General features: G+C 53.8%; 13 protein-coding genes. 7 read left to right on the top strand and 6 right to left on the bottom strand.

Going from position 1 to position 21,863, the window contains the following annotated elements:
• Positions 1-372 precede the first annotated feature (372 nt).
• From SD69_RS08045 to SD69_RS08060, 4 genes are all read left to right on the top strand, one after another.
• On the top strand, positions 373-1,125 hold the full coding sequence (locus SD69_RS08045; protein WP_041522805.1) for a hypothetical protein: 753 nt from the start codon (positions 373-375) through the stop codon (positions 1,123-1,125).
• A gap of 163 nt (positions 1,126-1,288) precedes the next feature.
• The gene (locus SD69_RS08050) at positions 1,289-2,257 is read left to right on the top strand and encodes a phosphoribulokinase (RefSeq protein WP_232301167.1); all 969 of its coding nucleotides are present in this window, start codon (positions 1,289-1,291) and stop codon (positions 2,255-2,257) included.
• Positions 2,258-2,287: 30 nt separating this feature from the next.
• On the top strand, positions 2,288-3,145 hold the full coding sequence (locus SD69_RS08055) for an HAD-IIB family hydrolase (protein WP_052480985.1): 858 nt from the start codon (positions 2,288-2,290) through the stop codon (positions 3,143-3,145).
• Positions 3,145-4,365: a glycosyltransferase family protein gene (locus SD69_RS08060; RefSeq protein WP_041522806.1), complete on the top strand. Its 1,221-nt coding sequence runs from the start codon at positions 3,145-3,147 to the stop codon at positions 4,363-4,365. The genes SD69_RS08055 and SD69_RS08060 overlap by 1 nt, the downstream gene beginning before the upstream one ends.
• 37 nt (positions 4,366-4,402) lie before the next feature.
• On the opposite strand, the gene SD69_RS18050 is transcribed toward SD69_RS08060, so the two are convergent.
• The gene (locus SD69_RS18050; RefSeq protein ID WP_052480986.1) at positions 4,403-5,197 is read right to left on the bottom strand and encodes a helix-turn-helix transcriptional regulator; all 795 of its coding nucleotides are present in this window, start codon (positions 5,195-5,197) and stop codon (positions 4,403-4,405) included.
• Positions 5,198-5,263: 66 nt separating this feature from the next.
• Positions 5,264-6,055 carry a helix-turn-helix transcriptional regulator gene (locus SD69_RS08070; protein ID WP_041522807.1) on the bottom strand — a complete coding sequence of 264 codons (792 nt, stop codon included), beginning with the start codon at positions 6,053-6,055 and terminating at the stop codon, positions 5,264-5,266.
• 192 nt (positions 6,056-6,247) lie between these two features.
• Here SD69_RS08070 and SD69_RS18055 point away from each other — a divergent pair, with 192 nt between their 5' ends.
• The gene (locus SD69_RS18055; RefSeq protein WP_052480987.1) at positions 6,248-11,905 is read left to right on the top strand and encodes an MBG domain-containing protein; all 5,658 of its coding nucleotides are present in this window, start codon (positions 6,248-6,250) and stop codon (positions 11,903-11,905) included.
• Positions 11,906-11,908: 3 nt separating this feature from the next.
• Positions 11,909-13,576: a ShlB/FhaC/HecB family hemolysin secretion/activation protein gene (locus SD69_RS08080; RefSeq protein WP_041522808.1), complete on the top strand. Its 1,668-nt coding sequence runs from the start codon at positions 11,909-11,911 to the stop codon at positions 13,574-13,576.
• A gap of 63 nt (positions 13,577-13,639) precedes the next feature.
• Here the strand turns inward: SD69_RS08080 and SD69_RS08085 are convergent, their stop codons facing one another.
• The 3 genes from SD69_RS08085 to SD69_RS08095 all read right to left on the bottom strand — a co-directional run bounded on the left by SD69_RS08085 (position 13,640) and on the right by SD69_RS08095 (position 18,267).
• Positions 13,640-15,628 carry an alpha/beta hydrolase family protein gene (locus SD69_RS08085; RefSeq protein ID WP_052480988.1) on the bottom strand — a complete coding sequence of 663 codons (1,989 nt, stop codon included), beginning with the start codon at positions 15,626-15,628 and terminating at the stop codon, positions 13,640-13,642.
• A 158-nt stretch (positions 15,629-15,786) separates the two neighbouring features.
• On the bottom strand, positions 15,787-17,538 hold the full coding sequence (locus SD69_RS08090) for an alpha-amylase family glycosyl hydrolase (protein WP_052480989.1): 1,752 nt from the start codon (positions 17,536-17,538) through the stop codon (positions 15,787-15,789).
• Positions 17,539-17,727: 189 nt separating this feature from the next.
• On the bottom strand, positions 17,728-18,267 hold the full coding sequence (locus tag SD69_RS08095; protein WP_041522809.1) for a gluconokinase: 540 nt from the start codon (positions 18,265-18,267) through the stop codon (positions 17,728-17,730).
• A 125-nt stretch (positions 18,268-18,392) separates the two neighbouring features.
• Here SD69_RS08095 and gntR point away from each other — a divergent pair, with 125 nt between their 5' ends.
• The gene (gene gntR, locus SD69_RS08100; protein WP_041522810.1) at positions 18,393-19,433 is read left to right on the top strand and encodes an HTH-type transcriptional regulator GntR; all 1,041 of its coding nucleotides are present in this window, start codon (positions 18,393-18,395) and stop codon (positions 19,431-19,433) included.
• A gap of 27 nt (positions 19,434-19,460) precedes the next feature.
• Here gntR and SD69_RS08105 read toward each other — a convergent pair whose 3' ends face one another.
• Positions 19,461-21,818: a GH36-type glycosyl hydrolase domain-containing protein gene (locus tag SD69_RS08105; RefSeq protein ID WP_041524586.1), complete on the bottom strand. Its 2,358-nt coding sequence runs from the start codon at positions 21,816-21,818 to the stop codon at positions 19,461-19,463.
• Between the last annotated feature and the right edge of the window lie 45 nt (positions 21,819-21,863).

Consider the following 21,863-nt stretch of genomic DNA (forward strand, 5'->3'; position numbering starts at 1 on the left):
ATTTTTTTTATCGTCTTTACAAATGTAAACAGTGTTAAGCCCTGCGGCAATAGAGCTGTAATTGGGTGTAATGCTGTGCTGTACAAAAAATGTTGGATTTGGCGTCGCAATCTTTTTTGTGACCGGTTTCTCATATCTATTGCTATATTAGGCGTGGCTTTTATTAGCAATTAGACCATCGAGTTATAAGGCTTTGCGCGCCAGGTTGGGCTAATGAGGCTGTTGTATGTACTTGCGATCGCTGAATCTATAATAGATAATGAGACTCGTTATCGTTTGTGTGGAGTGAGGTCATGTGCACTAATGCAGTGGGAGGAGGAGGGTTGCCGGAGGCTCTCGCCGTGCTGAAATTAATGCCCAAATGGGTAAGCTATGAGTGAGTGGCTGGCACAAATTCAGCTTGAACGCCTTTACAGTCACGCCATTGCGGCTCAGCGTTGGCCCGAGCTTGGGTTTGTCGATAAAGCAGCCGGGCAGCTGTTGCGAATTGTCTGCCCTAATGATCAGCCGCCCGGGGTACGCGCGACGCCATTGGCGGTGGTACGCAGCCGCGCGCTGGACGAACACTGCAGACGTTTTTTAGCGCAGGCGCCAGAGGGGTTGGTGATTAACGTGGCTGGCGGCTTAAGTACACGTTTTCATCGGTTAAGCCAGCAATTGGATTGGCCCAGGTTTCACTGGCTAGAGCTGGATAACCCTAGTGTTGCCCGTGCCCAGCAATCCTATTTACCACGAACCGACCACTACCGCACCGTAGGTGCCAGCTCCACTCGGTGGTCGGAGCAAATTGCACAGGTCTTACAGGCGTGGTGTGGGCCGGTGTTGATCGTCGCCGAGAGCCCGGCTGCATGGTTAACGGGTGGTGAATGGCAGAGGTTGTTGCAGCTGGTGGGGCGCCGGCCGCGCACTACTCAGTGTGAGTTAGTGTACGATTATCTGTCCCCCATGGCCCGTTTACAGGCCAAGCTTTGGCACGCACTCTTGGCAAAGCTATACCCCAGGGTAAACTTTGTTAATCCCACGGTACCGCCACCTTGGCAGCTCATCCGGCAAACCGACTTGCGCTGTGCAGTCAGTGGTCGCCTGTGGGGCCACTGGCGTGTGGCTCACTTGGTTGTGGGCTAATATTGTGGAGTAATATGGAGGTGCTTTAATTTAATCCGGTAGCTAGCCCGGTTTGGCGTTTCACTCTTCTGTCACGCTTATGAACTATCCTGTTTGGCAAGCTTTGTGCTTTGCAGTGGTTACCCTTATGCAAACACTGCGAGGCAACTGAAAAGGAAGTGCTATGTCCAAACATTCTGAGTCTTTGTGGCCCACATCATTTCTTGAGCTAGGTAGCGCGCCGGGCAGTGACACCCCGGTGATAGACCTTATTGCCCGCGAGCTTGCCTTGCCGAATGATGTTGCCGGGCAATTGGTTCATAGTTACGCGCCGCTGGCGAGTTACTGCGCCGCCCGGGTTGAGGCAAGCCCTTACGCCCCGCTGGTGGTAGGTATCAATGGAGCACAGGGTACGGGCAAATCGACCGCCGCGCATATTTTGCAGCATTTATTGCAGCAGCAGTTTGATCTGTCGGTGTGTCAAATATCCATTGACGACTTGTACCTTTCCCACGCCAGCAGGCAGAAGCTGGCGCAGCAGGTTCACCCTTTATTGGCCACCCGTGGAGTGCCGGGTACCCACGATTTATCTCTGGCCATCGATGTATTTGCCCAGCTTTCCGGCGCTCAGCCGGGCACCCAAACCATGATTCCGCGCTTTAATAAAGCCGCTGATGACCGCTGCCCACCGGAGCAGTGGGATATTGTGGTGGGGCGGCCTCAGGTGATTATTTTCGAAGGTTGGTGCGTGGGTGCCCGGGCGCAGCGCAGCAGTGATTTAGCTCAACCGGTTAATGCCTTAGAGGCCGAAGAGGACGGCGATGGCGCGTGGCGCGAATTTGTTAATCAGCGCTTGCGTGAGTATCAACAGCTGTTCGATAAGCTGAACTTGTTGGTGATGTTAAAAGCGCCTTCATTTGATCAAGTGCTGGAGTGGCGCCAGTTGCAGGAGCAAAAGCTGCGTGAGACTTTAAGCACCGAGGAGCTTGCACATTCGAGAGTGATGACGGCCACCGAGATCGAGCGGTTTATTGCTCATTACGAGCGCTTAACCCGCTGGATGCTACAGGAGATGCCGGCGCGCGCCGACATTTTACTCAGCCTGCAGGCGGATCACAGCATCGCTACCATTGACAGTCATATCACCCAATAAAAACCGTGATCGACGCATTAGGAGATTGTTTTGAGTTCATCCTTTTCGGCCAAGGTTAATACGTTGGTCTTTACCGATTTAGACGGCACTTTGTTAAACCACGACGATTACTCCTATCAGGCGGCTTTGCCTGCTATTGAAAGGCTGCGCGAGCAGAATATTCCGCTGATATTGGTGTCGAGTAAAACCCGGGCCGAGATGGCCGAACTGTGCAGCGAGTTAAACATCACCGACCCTTATGTCTGTGAAAACGGCAGCTTAATTGTGATGCCCGATGCGTGGGTAAAAACAATGGGGTTGGATACCGATGGCTTTACCTTCAGTGACGGAGCCTGGCAATTTGTTCAGGGGGCCGATCGACAACACATCACCGCATTGCTAACCGACTTAAAGTCGCGCTTTGAGTTTACCGGGTTTGCCGATATGTCGGTAAATCAAGTGATCGACTGCACCGGCTTAAGCGAGCAGGGCGCTGCTCAGGCAAAGCAGCGCTTTGCCACTGAGCCTATGTTGTGGCACGACTCTAGTGCAGCATTGGATGAGTTTGCCCAACAATTAAGCATGCACGATTTGCGCGTGGTCAAAGGTGGGCGTTTTTATCACGTAATGGCCTATTGCGATAAATCCGATGCGGTACGCTATTTGCTGGACACCTATGAGTCCCATTATGGGGCGAAAGTAAAGAGCATTGCCTTGGGCGATAGCCCTAATGACCTGGTAATGCTCAAAGAGGTGGATCAGGCTGTGGTGATGCCGCACAAAGATGGAACCTATATGCACGATAACGAACTCCTTGGTGAGATTCGTGCACCACAAGAGGGCGCGAGTGGTTGGCGCGCCGGAGTTGAAGCAGCACTGCAAAAGCTGCGTAATGGCGAGGACGCGTAATGAGCGATTTTTTTCAGAATGGTCGTATCGGAACACTGCACAATCTTGGTGACCGCTCCATTGAAGAGTTAGAGGCCGAGTTGCTGGCGTGGAGTAAGCAAAAACCCATGTGCTTGGTGTTGCCTTGCTTGTACTCAGAATTAGAAGGTCCGGCAATGGAGAACATTGTCGACGAGTTGTCCAAAGTGCCTTTTTTGGATGAAATTATTATTGGCCTCGATCGCGCCGATGAAGAGCAATACAAAAAGGCTAAAAAATTCTTTTCCCGCCTGCCGCAAAAGCACTCTATTTTGTGGAACGACGGCCCCCGGTTAAAAGCCGTCGACAAAGTGCTAGAAGAGGTGGGCCTGGCGCCGCAGCAATTAGGCAAAGGCCGCAACGTTTGGTACTGCTTGGGTTATGCGCTGGCTAAAGGCCGCGCCCGCGCTGTGGCATTACACGATTGTGATATCGTCACTTACAAGCGCGATATCGTCGCCAAACTTTTTTACCCCATTGCCCACCCCACCTTTAATTACATGTTCTGTAAAGGCTATTACTACCGCGCCGCCGGCGGCAAGTTAAATGGGCGGGTGAGTCGGTTGCTGGTATCACCGTTAGTGCGCGCCTTACAAAAGGTCTGCGGTCACAACGATTACTTAGATTTTATCGACAGCTTTCGCTACGCCCTGGCCGGTGAGTTCTCTATGAGCATGGATGTGGTTAGCTCGATTCGTATCCCCAGCGATTGGGGGCTAGAGATTGGCGTATTGTCTGAGGTAAACCGCCGCTACTCCGATGAGCGGGTGTGTCAGGTAGATATTGCCGATGCGTACGATCATAAACATCAGGATTTGTCGGCCGACGACCCGGACGGTGGCCTGTCAAAAATGAGCACGGATATTTCTAAATCGTTCTTTCGCAAGCTCGCTATTAAGGGCGTGGTGTTCACCCCAGAGGTGTTTCGCACGTTAAAGGCTAGCTATTATCGTTTGGCACTGGATTTAATCGATCGCTACCATAACGATGCGGTGATTAACGGCATGGCGCTGGACAGAAATAAAGAGGAAGAAACCGTCGAGCAGTTTACCCAGTGCATTATGCGCGCGGGCGAGCAGTTTTTAAGCGACCCAACCGAAAAGCCCTTTATGGCTAATTGGTCGCGGGTATTAAGTGCGGTTCCAGATGTTTATCAGCGCTTGCTGGAGGCCGTAGATGCGGACGCGAACCAGGCAAGCTAATGATGAAGCCCGGCTTGCTATGAAGGTGTAGCTGGGACTATTGATCGTTTCCGAGCCAGAGGGCCGTGAGTCCAGCGCGGCCCCTCACCCCAAATTTGCGGAATATAGCCGTTACGTAACTATGAGTTGTCGAGACTTTTTGCTGTAGATGTGTCGCAATTTGTGCTTCGCTTTTATCGGTTAGTAATTGATGTAGTACACGGCGCTCCGTGGGCGTTAGTGGCTGGCTTGGTAGGTGAATTCCGTAAGATAAAATTAATCGACGCTGAAACCACTTTAGACCTCGCAACACGTGGGCTGCGTCGGCGAGTTGCTCGCGACTAAATATACCTGCTGGTAGGTGTCGCTCCAGCACAATATAACTTTCGATATCATCCCCGATTGGAGTGGTAATAAACAGCGCGTCACTGACGTTAAACATGTCTTGCTTGGTCTGGAAATGTTCGCCGGTACCCGTTACTTTCGTAATATCGGATTGGCTGCACGCGCGGAACCTTCCGGTGCGCTGAGTGTGGTAAGCAATGCTGGGGTCTACAGAGTTGTTGACACGGGCGACGATTTTTCGAAAGTGCTGATCTCGCTCTCCGTCGGGCTCTAATCGCACAATCTTTCTCGGGCGCCAACCGTTCAGCGGATCGTTTAAGTGCTGGGAGTCCACGCGAGTAACACCAAGCCAGTAGCCAGAGCTTGCCCCCGTCAAGCGAATCAGCTGGCTCAGTAAGTAATGTAGCGCCTCTTCATTTTTTGAAGAGCAGTAACTGGCGAGCGTATCCCAAACGGGAATCGCTATATCACTGTTGATGTCTGGTAAAAGTTGAACTGTTTGACTCATCGTAAGTTGGGTTCTCGTTTTATTGTGGTCGCCATTGGGAGGCCCTTTACGGAGACTGAGGCTTTGTTAGACAGTGGCTACCGCCTTCCCAAGCCATAGGGCTGTTAGTCCAGAGCGACTACTTACCTGAAATTTGCGGTAAATGTTGGTGACGTAGGAGTGGACCGTGTTGGTGGTGATGTTGAGCTCGGCGGCAATCGCTTTTTCGCTTTTATCGGTTAATAGCATATGCAGGACTCTGCGCTCGGCCGGTTGCAATGGCTCTTGGCTTATTTGTAAGCCAAACGATAAGGCCAGTTCGATATTAAACCATTTTATCCCACGCACTAAATAAGCCGCCGTATCTCTGGTTGCCTCGCAGTAGAGCGGGCTGTCTCCGGTGCGCTCAACCTGAAAGTAAGATTCCATATCCTCATTGATGGGCATAACGATATAAATAATATCGACCGAGCCCGACACTGCCTGCAGCTCGCGGTAATACTCGCTTTGCAACCACTCATCATCGACCAACTCGCGCATGCGGTGTGCGCGAAACTTACCAGCAAGACGAGTGTGTGCTTGGATGGAGGGGTCTATAGGTGCGGTTTCAATCTCGTTGATACGGCGGCGGCTGTAAGCCTCGATTTCGACTTTTTTGTGTAGGTGGTGAATCATCCGTGGCCGCCAGCCATTAAACGGATCGCTGGGGTCATTCGCCCTTACACGTAAGGCACCTAACCAATAAGCCTCTTGCGAGTTGGTTATCTGACACAACTGCGCCAACAAAAAATCCAGTGCTTCAATGGCACGTGAAGAGCCAAATTCAGCCAGACGATCCCATGTTTGGTAAATTTCATCGATACGGTTGTCGTTGTTCATTGCCCAATTTTTTGCCGTTGTCGGTGTTTTTTTTGTAAATACCCTCTGATTAGTAGGTTACCCGATGGCGTATAGAATTGCGATAATTTGGCTTTATAAGTGGCGGCGGGATGCTGTGCGGCGCAAAAAAATATGAGCGCATAAAAAGGCAGCCAGGAGGGCAATTACTGTAATTAAAAAGTGGGGACCCTCGTGATTTTAGCAAGTCAAAAGCGCCTATCACAGCGCGCCTCTCAGCCATACCGCCCACGTTTACTGGCGCTGACCATTGGGCTGCTGAGCGGCGTGGCTCACGCCGGGCCCACTGGCGGCGTGGTGATTGATGGCGACGCCAGTATCGATATTCGTGGCAAGCTCACCGATATTTTGCAAAACACCCAGAACACCACCATCGTTTGGGACAACTTTGACATTAACGCCGATGAAATCGTTAATTTTATTCAGCCCAATGACACATCCATCGCGTTAAACCGCGTATTGAGCGCCGACGGCACCCAGATCAACGGCCAGCTTAACGCCAACGGCCGGGTGTTTGTATTGGACGCCAACGGCGTATTGTTTGGCGAGAGCGCCCAGGTAAGCGTAGGCGGCTTGGTGGCCTCTACCCTGGACTTATCTCACCGCGATTACGATACCGACACCTTTACGTTTACCGGCAAGGGCGCTCCCGCCGCTGTCACCAACCTGGGTAAAATCACCGCCGCCGACACAGGCGCGGTGGCCCTGTTAGGTGGCCGGGTCAGCAACCACGGTGTTATTCAAGCCAAACTCGCCAATGTCGCCCTGGCCGCCGGCAACCAAGTCACTCTCGACTTTGCCGGCGACGGCTTGCTCAATGTGCAGGTGGACGAAGCCGCGCTCAATGCACTGGCCGAAAATCACGGCCTTATTCAGGCCGATGGTGGCCAGGTCCTGATGACCGCCCATGCCAGCGACGCCTTGCTGCAAACCGTGGTCAACAACGAGGGCGTAATCGAAGCGCAAACCCTGCAACAACAGGGCGGTAAGATCGTCCTCAGGGGCGGGTTTAACGGCGGCACCGTCCAGGTGGCCGGCACCCTGGATGCCAGTGCCCCTGAAGACGGTGATGCTGGCTTCATCGACACCTCCGGCGCCCAAGTCCAGGTGGCCGACGAGGTCTCCGTTACCACGCGTGCGGCCAGCGGCGACACCGGCGAGTGGCTGATCGATCCCACTGACTTCCACGTCAGCGAAGGCAGTGCCGCGCAAACCAGTAGCGGCATCGGCGCTGAGACCCTGAGTAACAACCTAGCCACCACCAACGTCACCCTGCAAACCGTGGCCTCCGGCAGCGAGGTCGGTGACATCTATGTGGACGGCGCCGTCAGCTGGAACGCCGGCACCACACTCACCCTAGATGCTCACAACGATATTTTTATTAACGCCCCGATCACCGTACAAAATAGCGGCGGTGGGCTGGCGCTGGAGTATGGCGGTAGCGGTTATGCGATCAACGCCCCGGTCAGCTTCAGTGCCGGCAGCGGCGGCCACTTCAGTGTCAACGGTAGCGCCTTCACCCTGATTCACGATGTGGTTCAGCTACAAGCCATGGACCAGGACCTGGCCGGTCGCTACGCCCTGGCCACGGATATCGACGCCAGCGCCACCGCCGGCTGGCATGGCGGGGCTGGCTTTGTCCCTGTGGGTAATTTAATCGACTCATTTAACGGGGAGTTGGATGGCTTGGGCCATGTCGTGGATGGCCTGACGATCAAGCGCCCCGGGGAGAACGCTGTGGGCCTGTTCGGGGTGGCGGGAGGGGCGCGCCTGGCCAATCTGGGGCTCACCAATGTGCAGGTGCAGGGTGATATCGAAGTGGGCGGGCTGGTAGGTCAAACCAGCGGCTCCACTATCGAGCGCAGCCACGCCCGCGGTAGCGTCACTGGTGGCGAAAGCACCGGCGGGCTAGTGGGTAGATTGAACCCGGGTGCCCGTGTCAGCGACAGCCATGCCGATGTTAGAGTCATCGGCGCGGGCACCGGCACCGGTGGGCTGGCGGGTTCTGCAAACAGTGCAGACATTCTTCGCAGCCACGCCTCGGGGGATGTGACCGGTGTCAACGAAACCGGCGGCCTGGTGGGAGATGGCGGGGGATTAAATAGCGTGCTGATCAGCGAAAGTTATGCCAGCGGGGCGGTTTCGGGCACAGTTTTTGTGGGCGGCCTGGTGGGCCGCAGTGCAGAGCGCAGCACTATCGAACTGAGCTACGCCACCGGCGCGGTGTCCGGCAGCGACAGTCTGGGCGGTCTGGTGGGGTCTATGGGGAAAGACAGCACCATCGACCGCAGCTGGGCCTCGGGCCGAGTGGGCGCCGGTGACTATGCCGGTGGACTGGTGGGTATCGGCGTGCTCGAGGCCACGGTCACCGATAGCTACTGGGATACCCAGACCACCGGTCAGGCCGAGGGCTGCTTCGCGTTTGCCGATTGCAGCGGCGGGGCCACCGGCCTGACCACCAGTGAGGCGCTGGACCAGAGCCAGTACGCCAACCTGGATTTCAGTAATGACTGGTTTATGCTCGACGGCGACACCCGCCCATTCCTGCGCTCGGAATACGCCACCACCATTACCAACAGCCACCAGCTCCAATTGATGGCCATGGATCTGTCGGCGGATTATCTGCTGGCCGAGGATGTCGATTTTGCCCCGGCGCTGCGCGACCCCAGCCGCTCGGATATGTGGGCCACCAGCGACATGGCGGGTAAAGGCTTTGCCCCGATTGGTGACGAAATCGACCGCTTTACGGGCACGCTCGACGGGTTGGGCTTTGTTGTCCAGGCCTTGACCATTGACCGTAGCGGTAGAGACTTCACGGGTTTATTTGGGGGGGTAGACGGCGCACGCTTGACTGGTATCGGGCTATCGTATGTTGACGTGACCGGAAAGAGCTATGTTGGTGCTTTGGTAGGGAACGCAATTAACTCGAATATTTATGATAGCTATGTGAGTGGTGGGGCGGTAACAGGAACGCTGTTGGGGGTTGGCGGCTTGATCGGGAGTGGATCCGGCCGCATCGAAAACAGTTACACGAATGTCGACGTGTACGCGGATTCTGGTATTGCGGGCGGGCTTATGGGAGGGGGGAGGATGGATATCTCCAGCAGTTATGCCAGCGGTAATGTAAGCAGCCCCCTGGGCCAGGTGGGCGGCCTGGTGGGACAGTACAATGGCGGCACTCTCAGCAACAGTTATGCTACGGGCCGCGTGAGTGGTTCTAACCCTGTCGGCGGGGCTGTAGGGAACCTGATAGGGTACGGCTCTATTAGTAATGTTTTCTGGAATCATGATGCCAACCCGGGTCTGAACGGTGTGGGTAGTGATGTATCAGCACTCGGTGTGACCGGCAAGACTCTGGCTGAGTTGCAAACCCTGAGTACATTTACCGGCGCGGGCTGGGATATTGACACCCAAGGCGGCACCGGCCGTGTCTGGCGCCTTTACGAAGGCCACAGCACTCCCTTATTACGCGGCTTTTTAACGGAGTTAAACATCAGCGCCAGCGATTCCAGCACAACCTACACAGGCGCCATGCAAACCGGCGACGGTGTCTGGGAGGTGGCTGGCCCTTATGACACGGGGTTGATTTTAGGCACCGCCACTAATACCGGCGGAGGCATTGATGCGGGTACTTACAGCCTGGGGATTGAGGGTGTGTACTCGACTCAGCAGGGGTATGACATAACGCTTGATACAGGCACCCTGACCATCAACAAAGCCCCGCTCACCCTAACCGCTAACAGCGATACCGTTACGTACAGCGGCGTCAGCCAAAGCGTAACCGGCTACACCGCCACAGGTTTTGTGGGCGGCGAAGACGCCAGCGTACTTACAAGCATTACCGCCAGCGGCGGTATAGGCACCAACGCGGGTAGCTACGCCCACACCCTAGGCGGTTCCGACGATAACTATGACTTAACCTTTGTGGATGGCGCACTGACGGTGTCCCCACGCGATATTACCTTGGCTGTCAGCGATGCCAGCAAGGTGTACGGAGAGCATGACCCGGGCTTTAGTGCCACTATTGAGGCGGGTAGCCTGGCACCGGGTGATAGCTGGAGCGCAGACTATTTCCGCGCCGCCGGGGAAAATGTGGGCCGTTATCGCACCCATGCCACACCCACTGGCGATCTGGCCAGTGGCAACTACACCGTTACCACCCTGCCGGGTGAGCTACGCATTACCCCCCGCGACATTACGCTAACTGTGAATAATACTAGCAAAATTTACGGTGAATCCGATCCGGTGTTTAGCAGCGCCATTAGTGCTGGAAGCTTAGCTTTTAGCGATGCGTTAACGGTAAGCTACAGCCGTACGGTGGGCGAAGATGTGGGCGATTACACTGTAAGCGCCACCTTTGCCGGAGCGTTAGCCAGCGGCAATTACAACGTCGCCTTAACATCGGGTACGTTGCAAATTGTGCCGCGCGATGTGGATGTGATTGTGAATATTGCCGACGCCACTAAGATCTATGGTGAGGCGGACCCGACCTTTAGTTGGGCCATTAGTGCCGGTAGCTTAGCACCCGGTGACTCGTTAGAGGGAGTGTTGAGTCGAGAGACGGGTGAGAATGTCGGCCACTACACCATCACGGGGGCATTAACTGGCGCACTGGCAACGGATAACTATACCGTAACCGTAAGCGAAGGGCTGTTTCGCATTTTGCCGCGCGACATCACGCTAACCGTAAACGATACCTACAAAACGTACGGCGATTTGGACCCGGCGCTAAGTGGCCGCATTACCCAAGGTTCACTCGCCTTTACTGACACGTTAAGCGCAGAGTATTCTCGGGCGCCGGGCGAGGACGCTGGCAACTATACCGCAACGGCTTTGTTGTCAGGCGCCTTAGCCGGCGGTAACTATAATGTCACGCTTATCCCCGGTACCTTCTCGATTACACCGCGTGAGGTGGATGTGATTGTCGGGATTGATAATGCCAGTAAGGTGTATGGAGACCTAGACCCAGACTTTACCTGGAGTATTACCTCCGGCGATTTAGCAGCGGGTGATACGTTAAGCGGTAACTTAAGCCGTGAGCCGGGAGAAAATGTTGGCCGCTACACGATTTATGGTGAGCTGTCGGGTGATTTGGCTAGTGATAATTATACTGTGTCGGTTAGTGAGGGAGAGCTGCGAATTATCCCGCGAGACCTAACCGTGACAGTCAGTGATGCCAACAAGGTGTACGGCTCTGCCGATCCAACATTTAACGCCGATGTGACTGTCGGAGCATTAGCATTTGATGATGTGGCGACCTGGCAGTTTGAGCGCCAAACGGGTGAAAATGTGGGTAACTACAGTCTGCAGGCAAGTGCTTCTGGTGCTATAGCGACAGCCAACTATAACGTTTCTTGGCAGATGGGTGAGTTAACCATTAATCCCGTAACACTGGAGGTGACTGCGCTCGATACATCACGTGTATGGGGTGATCTAACCGACTTTGAGTATCAGGTTAGCGGGCTAACCAATGGCGATACGCTGGACGATGTGCTTGATAATATTCAGGTGACCTACGCGATTAACGAGCCAATCCCTGGTGTTTATCCACTGACGCCACAAGGCGATTTACTTAGCGAGAATTATCACGTCAATTGGAATGTGGGCACTTTAGAATTACTTGCCGCTCGCGCAACCCAAGCGTATCACTCGCAGTTGACCGGCTTGCAACAAATGGAGCGGGAGGCGCAAACGGAGGCAGAGCGCAGTAACTACCGAGAAGGGCAACAAGCCCTCACGGGCCGTGTTGAGGGGTTAAACCTTTATGTGCAAGGCAGTGGCATTAATAACAATGTCAATGAATTAGCATCACTGCGCTACCACAAGGACTGATAAATGAAAACAATGACTAACACAGCGCTGTGTTGTTTAGGTTTGTTGTCAGCTTTACTGTCGAGCATGGTGTTTGCCCAGGTGGTGCCCGATGCCGGTACCTTTATTCGCGAGCTGGAAACCGAGACCACGATGGAGCCCGAGCGCGATAACCTAGATGTGCAATTGCCCGAGCAAACCCAGCCCGAACCGGCCGAAGGTGGCCAGGCCGTACTGGTCGATGAGTTTGAAGTCACGGGTGCGGTGACTTTTACCGCCGCCGAGCTTAAAGCGTTAGTGGATGATTTGGCCGGACAAACCCTAACCCTGGCTGAGCTGCAAGAGGCTAGTAATCGCATTACTCGCTACTACCGCGAGCGCGGCTTCTTTTTAACCCGCGCCTATTTACCACAGCAGGATGTTAGCGATGGCACCGTTACCATCGACGTGCTCGAAGGCCGCTTGGGCAAAGTGGATTTAAGCAACGACTCCCACACCCGTGATTTCGTTCTCAAGCGTCCTTTCCGTTCGCTTGAACCCAACCAAATGCTCACCGCCGATGACTTAGAAACCCCGCTACTGCGTTTGTCTGACTTACCCGGTATCGGTGTGGCTACTACCTTAGTACCCGGTGAAGAAGTCGGCACCAGTGACTTAAAAGTCGATGTCACCCAGGGGCCTTGGGTTAACGGCACCGTCGAGCTGGACAACTACGGCAACGAATCCATTGGTGAATATCGCCTGGGTGCCAGCTTACAGGTTAATAGCCCGCTGGGGTTGGGCGACCGGTTTGATATCCGTGCGCTGGGCTCCGATGAGGAGCAAGTGTTTTTTCGGGCGCAATACCAAATGCCCGTCGGCCCTTGGGCCACCGAGCTCGGTGTGGCTTACTCGGATATGGACTACACACTGGGCGGCAACTTTGAAGAGCTAGACGCGACCGGTAATGCGCAAATTACCACCGCCTTTGCCCGACAATCACTTATCCGTACCCGCAACGCCAACCTCAATGTGCAATTGCAGTACGACAGCAAAGAGCTCGAAGACAAAATTGGTGCCTTTGCCAGCAACAGCGATAAAGAGTCCGAACTGTACACCTTAACGGTCAGTGGCGACTGGCGCGACCAACTGCTGGGTGGAGGTGTCACTCAAGCGGCGTTGTCTTACAGCCGTGGCGAGCTGACCATCAACAGCTACTTAGACCAAGTGATCGACTCTGTCACCGCGCAAACCGCTGGCGATTTTGAGCGCTGGACGCCGTCGCTTATGCGCTTGCAAAACCTTGGCGGTAACTGGAGCTTGCACGCACAAATTCACGGCCAGTTTGCCAACAAAAACCTCGACTCCTCCGAGAAGTTTAGCTTGGGCGGTGCCTATGGTGTGCGCGCCTACGCTCAGGGCGAAGCCTCGGGTGACGAAGGTTATATCGCCAACCTTGAGGTGCGCTACGACCTCAACAGTCAGTGGCAAGTTTTTGCGCTGGCCGATCACGGTGAGGTGGATATCAATAAAAATACCTGGGAGGCTGTCACCGATAACGAGCGCAGCTTATCGGGTGCCGGTGTTGGTGCGCGCTTTAACACTCCGCACTGGAGCGCCAGCGCCACTGCCGCCGCTCCCATTGGCAGCGAAGACAGCAACGGCGATGACGACGATGTGCGCCTGTTTGCCCGGGTCGTGTGGAAGTTTTAACGGGCTGATAGGGTATTTTGTTAGGCCGTGTCGCCAGCGAAAAGGACAACGGCACCTTACGTATCATTGCGCGTTGATGGGCAGGTGTTTGCTGAGAAAGCGACTTATGGTGTTAAAGGTCATTACCCGGCTGTCTTCATTTGCAAGAAAGTGACCTTCATTCTCTAATACGATGTAGTCTACCGGTTTGTCTAATGCCTGCAGAGCATCGTACATGCGTTCGCTGTGTTCTGGGGGCACTTGTCGATCGGAGTCGCCGTGTATTAACAGTATCGGGACTTTGATTTTCTCGGCGTGATTGACGGGTGATACATCTTTTAACTGCTCGCCAAACTCACCGATCTGCTGATCGACAATGTTGTGCGCTGAGCGAAAGTCGCGGTTACCCCGAACCCACTCAAAAACATCGCTGACCCCGGCAAAGCTGATCGCGCATTGGTAAAAATCCGGTGTCTTAACCGTGCCCATTAACGCCGCGTAGCCGCCATAGCTGGCACCTGCGAGGCAAATTTTATCGGGGTCGGTAATGCCATCTTTAATCAATTGTAAGGCGCCGTCCTGGATGTCGTCTTGCATCTCTTGGCCCCACTTTTTTAACCCTGCATTGCGGTGGCTAAAGCCTTCGCCAACGGAGCCACGAAAGTTCATTTGTAAAACAGCGTAGCCTTGATTGGCAAAAAATTGGGCCCAGTAATCGAATGCGGCACGGTCCCTAGCCTGCGGCCCGCCATGGGGAAATAGGATGGTTGGGAGCTTTTTGGCTTTTTTGCCCTTGGGTAGAGTCAGCCAGGCTTCAATGCTCAAGCCGTCGCGGGCACTGTAGTGGTAATCTATCGTGCTGCTCAAGACTTCTGGCGGTAAGCTGCGGTAACGGTACTCTAGCGCCGTTAGTTTAGCCGGGTTGCGCTGACCTAAATAGTAAGTGCCTGATTCTTTGGCGCCGGTGGTATAAAGCAAGTAGCGGTTTTTGTCGTCTGTCAGGTCGTAAATAAAGTTCTGTGTGTCGGGCATTAGCTTATTGATGCTGTTTTGCAGTGCACTCAGTTTATCCGAGAAGTACACAGAGCCCTGATGAGAGGAGGAGTTAACACCAATAACGTCGGCGGTGTTCGGGTCGTAAATCAGCGAGCCCATGACATCGTAGATAGGGTCTGCGTAAACCAGCGTTTTTTCAAGTTTTGGGTCTGTTAAGTTGGTTTTAAAAATCGCAAGGCGGTCTTTGTAAGCGGCGCGTAGGTAAACAATATCAGGGTTTTTAGCAAAGCCGATAACAGAGGTTTGTGCTTTAGAGAAGGGCGTGTACGGCCAAAGTTCACGCCATTGTTTGGTGTTTAAGTCGTAAATTTGGCTGCTAACAACGCCGCCGTTGAAGCGTAGACCAACACGCACCCGGTGTTGCAGGTCGGTACCCCAGCCCATAATACTAGGCTCCGAGTTTTGTACGGCGGTGACGCGTTGATTGCGGATGTTGACTTTATAAACCACGTTATAAGGGCCGCCAGAAAAACCGGGCATTGCCATCAATAGGTGATCCGGGTCATCGGGTAAGAGGTCGACGATCTGGTCTTGAGATACGGGTAAAACCCGAAAGTCGTCGAGGAATGTGTGCTTAAACGGACGGGTGACGTCGCCGCTCTCGGTATTAATAATAAGCAGTCGTGTTTCCCGGGTGTCGCCACGTACTTGCCCCCAGCCGGTCCAGGTATCTCGGCGGGAGGGGTAGAAGGTGTGCACTAATAGAGTATTACTGTCTTTCCATTGGACTCTGGAAATAAAATATTTGCTGTTATCCGTAAAGAGGTGAAATTTCTTCTTTTGAGTGTTGAGGTTGGTTACCTGAACCGCAATGCCTTTTTGATCTTTTGCGTCTACGCGGACTAAAGCGGCAACCTTCTGGCCATCAGGTGTTAGCGTTAGCCCATCGGTATCAGGTAATTGCGCGAAATTCTCAACGCTAAGACTGGTGGCCGCACTGTAAGCGCTTAACGTGAATGACAGTGCGGCAATCGTGCTAATAAACAGGAGCGACAGGGCTCTTGAGTGTATGGGCATACATCATCCTTGTTTCGTTATTATCATCTAAACTAGCAGAGGCTGCTATTGGATGTATTTTTACCAAGCTGACGTTAAAATGCAAGTAAAGAGGCGCCGAGCTCAATCCACGACGGTTATGGTTTAAGCTCGGGTTGGGGTGAGTATTGATGGGTAGTCTATAAGGTCTCGTTGTAGTTGGTTAGCCACAGTGCTTGATAAGGGCTGAGCGTAATTTTCCCGTATAGATCAGTAATCGGTTGATCGCTGATTAAATCGAACCAGGTCTCGGTGCTGATTAGGTTTAAATCCGAAAGGCTCACGTCTTGCGGTTGGTCACTTAGATTGTAAATGCAAAAAATGCTTTGCGTGCGGCGCATGCTCTGCCGCCAAAAGGCAAAAATCTCTGGGCGTATGTGCAGAGTAAATTGTGTGGCATTGGGATGAAATGCCGGTTGATGTGAACGCAGCCGGATAAGCCGTCGCAGCTCATCAAAAACTCGCTGGCCTGGGCCGCCGGGTTCATCAATACGCGCCTGTAAATCGCTTAAACTCCAGTTGCGTCGATTGATTGAACGGTTGTGGCCGGTGGCTTCGAGTTTGTCTTCGTCATTGGGCGTCGCAAACAGCGTATGAATATAAAACGCGGGAATCCCTTCGACGGCAAGCATGATAGTTTGCGAGCAAATAAGCCGTTCGACTTGCCATTTGTCGGTGCCGTTATACGTGCCTTTAAAGGCATCAAACAGGGCGATGTTGGCCTCGTAGGGTTTCTCGTTGCCCTCGGCGTCGGTTCGGGTTGATATGCGACCGCCAAACGATTCTAGCGTGCCTAGCATTTGCTGCAGCTCGCCATCACTGAGTAACCCCTCGGCGGGTCGCAGGCCGATACCGTCATGGCTGGCGGTAAAGTTTAAATAAGTGCAGCCCACGGGTGAGGGGGGCATGCTCATCATCCAGCTTTTTAAGTAGGTGCAATCGCCCGCGAGCAGCGCGTGAATAACCAGTGGCGGCAAACTAAAATTATAAATGATGTGGGCTTCGTTGCTGTTGCCAAAGTAGGTGAGGTTTTCACGGTTGGGTACGTTGGTTTCGCTAATGAGCAGCGCGTGCGCGTTTTTGTACTCGGTAAGCAGGCGTACCAGTTTTACGACATCGTGGGTTTGCGGCAAGTGAATACAGTTGGTGCCCAGCTCCTTCCATAAAAAAGCAACGGCATCCAGCCGAATCCACTGCGCCCCTTCGTCTAAATAGCGGCCGATAATACGTAGATACTCCAGTAGCACTTGCTCGTTGCGAAAGTCCACATCAACTTGGTCGTGACTAAAAGTACACCACACATGTTTAATGCCTTCGGCGGTTTCTGTTTTGCGCAGCAGCGGGCTGGTACGTGGGCGTACTACGTTGCTTAAGTCGTAGTTGGGGTCGGCCTCGACAAAGTAGCCCCGGCCTGGGTCTTTACCGTACTGATAATTGCGAAACCACAGGCTCTGGCTGGAAACGTGATTAATCACCAAATCGGCCATCAGTTTAAAGTCGTGGGATAGTGCATTGATATCGTCCCAGTCGCCCAGCTCCGGGTCGACCTGGGTGTAGTCGATAACGGCAAAGCCATCGTCCGACGAGTGCGGAAAGAACGGCAGTACATGTACGGCGCTAAACACATTCTGGAGATTGTCGTGTAAAAAGTTTTGCAGGGTGTCGAGCGGTTTATGGCCCGCTTCACGAACCGAGTTGCCATAGGTAATCAAAAGGCTGTCTTTTTCGGACCAGAGCCGCTCGGGGGCCACCACGTCTTTATTTTGCCGCGGGCCAATAGCGTCCAGACAGGCTTTGGTAAGCTCGTCGGTATCCCGATTGGGGTAGAGGGTTTCGAGCAGTGCATGTACTTTGCAGTGCAGTTCATCAAGGGAGAGAAAATCGGTTGTCATTGCTGCGGACCTTTTGCAGTACCGTGAATACGGGGCTTAGACACTTATTTATTCACGCCGCCAATAGTGTGCGCGACGGAGTAACGATTCAATAACCGCTATTTGAGGATAGGCAGTCGTTCGGCGGTTTGCCGGGAAAATAAGTGTGCACCTAAGCGTAGTGTACGCAATTAATATGCCGGGTAGCCGTTAGCGGCTGTCGGTTTTACCGAGTGACTGGTCAATGCGGTCGATACAGTTGTCGATGACCTCAGCCAGCGCTGGCTCTATGGATACCTCGATGACGTCGGGCTCGGCCGAGGGCGACTGCAGGCTAGCTAGCTGGCTATCGAGCAGACTGGTTGGCATAAAGTGGTCTTGCCGCTGATTCATGCGGGTGGCAATGGTGTCTTTACGGCCGGCCAAAAACACAAATAAACGCTGAAAGGGTAGCTGACGTAACTGCTCGCGGTGATCATGGCGCAGGCCCGAAAACGCTAGGGTGCAGTTGGTGCCGTCGGCGGCACACTGGGTTAAGTGTGCACCAATATTGCGCACCCAAGGGGCGCGTAATGCGTCGGTAAGGGGCGTGCCTTGTGCCATCAGGGCTTTGGCTTCGTCACTGTGAAAGTCGTCGGCGTCCAGATAGCGATAACCATAGTGCTCCGCAAGGGCTTGAGCGACGCTGGACTTGCCGGTGCCGGATACGCCCATAACAATCAGTAAAACGGGTTGCTCCGCACTTGGCATTTTGTCTCTCTCTGTACTTTGGGTGTCTGGCTGTCGGCACGGCTCTCTGGTTATGATAGCGCAAACATTAGCGCCTGTGCTACCATGCCGCTTTGATCCAACGTAAATTTTATTAGGGATTTGTTATGGCTGGGCGCACTCGTAACACCAAGTCAAAACGGGCAACCTTGGCCGATGTGGCAAAGCTCGCGGGTGTTAGTGCCATTACCGTTTCGAGGGTGTTAAACCATCCCGATAAGGTGTCCGATGATTTAGGGCATCGGGTGCGCGAGGCGATTGATACGCTCGGTTATATTCCCAATCAATCGGCCAGCTCGTTGGCCTCGGCTCGCTCACAAGTTATTGGGGTGGCTATTCCGTCGCTTTCTAATATTGTGTTTAACGACGTACTGCGCGGAATTTACGATGTGGCCGGCGCCGGCGGTTACAAAGTGTTGATGGTTGACACGCATTACTCGCCCATCGAAGAAGAAAACATGATTCGCACGCTGCTCAGTCAGTCGCCCGAGGCGATGATTGTTACCGGGGGCGATCAAACCCGCGCCTGTCAGCGTATGCTTAGCTCTGCCGCGATTCCGGTGGTGCAGATGATGGAGATACTCGAACAGCCATTGGATATGAACATTGGTTTTTCGCACTTTAAGGCCGGGCTTGAGGTGGGTAAAAAATTAATGGCGTGTGGTTATCGGCGTATCGGCTTCATCGGTGCGCGTATGGATACCCGTGTGCAGCAGCGCATGGCGGGCTTTAAAGAGGCATTGCAACAGCGCGATTTGTACCATGCCGAGCTGTTTACCACTACGCCCTCGCCCTCATCGATTGCCCTGGGCGGAGAGCTACTGCGTGGCTTGCTTAGCACTTCTGGCGGCAAGCTTGATGCCGTGTTTTGCTGTAACGATGATCTGGCGCTGGGGGCACTGTTTGAAAGCCAGCGTATGAACTTAAACGTGCCTAAAGATATTGCCCTGTGCGGCTTTAATGATTTTGAAACCTCGGCGTTTGTGAATCCGTCGCTCTCCAGTGTACACGTGCCGCGTTATGAAATGGGTGTGCAAGCGGCGCAGATGATTCTGAATGTCCTTAAAGGTGTGCCCAATAGTGAGGCTCAGGTCGACATCGGCTTTGAGTTGCGTATGCGTCACTCGACCCGTATGCCAAGCGTGTAATACCTGCCCGGCATTGGCCCGCGCCGGTTAGCGCGGGCCAATGCTCACGTCCAATTGATAGCGTTTGCCCGCGACTAACCCAGTGATGGTCGGGCTGGTTTGCTGCACACCGTCAAGCCAAACGATCGTACCCTTGTGCTCAGTCGTGCGGCGATAGCTGACGCTTAGTGTGGCACCGCGAAACTCGCGGGTAACTTTAGCGCTCGGCCAATGGGACGGTAGCTGAGGGTTTACCGTTAAGCCTTCACTATTGCCCTGTAAACCACATAGTCCCTCCAGCAACGCGCGATACACCCAGCTTACTGTACCGGTATTAAATAGCTGACTGGAGCGGCCGGCGGTACGCGGAAACTGGTGGTAAGCGCCGCGATAATAATTGGGAATATAAATGGGCATTTGGCCGCGCTGTTTAAAATCGTCAGCATCAGGGCCGGGAATCATCTGTCGCAATAATGTATAGGCGCGATCGGTCTCGCCGATGCTGTACAAGCTGTAAATGTAAAAAATGGCTGCGTGGTTGTACACCGAGCCATTTTCGGCCGAGCCTGGATGTTTTTGTGTCACCCGGCCCACGTCATCGCGCATGGCCGTATAGGCAGGGGCGAGCATGGCAACGCCGTAAGGGGTTTCGAGTTGATCTTCGACCGCGTTGATCATTTTGTTGCGTTGCTCTGCCGAGCAGGTGCCCGCCAAAATGGCCCAGCTTTGCGGGTTCAGAAAAATACGCCCCTCAGCGTCTTGAGCAATACCAAACACCACATTGTCGTCGGTAATGCCGCGGCCATACCAATCACCGTCCCACAAGTGTTGGTTTACCGCGGTGTTTATGGCGGCGGCGCCGGCACGAAAATCTTCTGGAGTTTTTAGCGTGTTTTGTTCGCAGATATCGGCCCATAAGTTAAGGGCGTAAGCGGTGGCGACGCTCAGCCAGCCGGATACGCCTTTGCCTTTGTAGCCCACCATGTTCATGGGGTCGCACCAATCGCCTTGGGCAATGTACGATAGCCCGCGCTCGTCGCGCGAGCGCAACAGCCAAATCATGGCATTGCTGATGCGCTCGCTTACCGTGAGACTTTTGCCGTCTGTGCCGGTAATGACTTCGTTTAATAAGGCCGTATCGCCGGTTTCGTCGAGATAGGCTTTTAAGCAGACCGGCAGCCAAACACAGTGATCCGTATGCGGTACCTGATTGATGTACTTTAATTCCGCTTCATCGTGCAGCAGAATGCCGTCGGGCATGGCCCCGGAGGCCTCTTGCTGGCCAAGGGCGTGGACAAAGGCATGCCGGGCGATGGCGGGCTTGATATAGCTCATGCCCATGCTGTCTTGCAGGTAATTACGGGTTTGCGGGTCTGTGGTGAGCCGGTTAACGTCGCCGTGGTAGTAAACCTGGCGCGCCAGCCAGTGATTTACAAAATTATTTAAGCCTTCATCGGGAGTATCGATTTGCAGCACGCCGGCGCCTTGCGCGATGTAAGCGTCATACTCGGTCTGCGCCCGGCTGAAACCTTGGTCACTTAAATAGCGTTGGCGTATTTGTTTAATTTCGTCGTGATTTTTGGCAGGGCCAAAAGCAAAGCGAAAGCGCTGTGGCGCGTTAGCTTGCAGCCTTAAACGATATTGTAGCGCTGCCAGCGGTGGCTCGTAACGGGAGTCGTCGCACGGCAACCGTTCTTGCTGTAACGCGTCGGGGTTGTGCAAGCCGCCTTCACCCTCAAAGGCCTCGCGCTGTACTTGCCAGGCGTCGGGTTTGCGCTCGGCCAGCAAATAGGTTTTGTCTTTAAAGTGCTGGTTTTTAAAGTAGTCGGGGTATTTTTGGTAGGGGGTAACGCAGCTGGCAACCACCGCTTGCAGCTCGGGGTTGTACTCGGCGCTCTGATTCATCCAGCTCATATAACCCGGGGTAAAATAGGGGTAGAGGCTAATGTTGCGCGCTTGCCCGCTCAGGTTGTTTACCGTCAATTCCCACAGCTCGACGACATCGTCTACCGGCAGGGCGAGGCGCAGGTTCACCTCTATATCCTTGCAGGTGATTGTCCAGCGTATATCGGTTTTCCCCGGCGAGAAGCAAAATTCACTATTGCTGTTGCGCACCGGCTCATAGGGCGCCGAAAATATTTCGCCTGTGTCTTCATCCTTTAGGTAAAAAAAGCGGCCGGGGTGATGCGCGTAGTAGGGCTGCTCGGGTTGCATAAACGTCTTGGCCTCCAGGTTGGGGGCGTAGGCGTATTTGGCAGGCTCAGGTTGCATAAATTGCGCGATGGCGTAGCCGCGGCAGTTCATTTGGATCATCATTTTTTTATTCCACAAAAAACCCGCCGCGCGTGGCATCAGCGTGGGGCTTTGCAGGTGGTAATGTTGGCCATTAGGGGCGGCAAAAAGCATGGCGGTTTCCTTGTGTGAATAAAAAGTAACAATAAAAAAGGGTGC

It is taken from the genome of Gilvimarinus agarilyticus (genome assembly GCF_000832015.1).
GTDB lineage: Bacteria > Pseudomonadota > Gammaproteobacteria > Pseudomonadales > Cellvibrionaceae > Gilvimarinus > Gilvimarinus agarilyticus.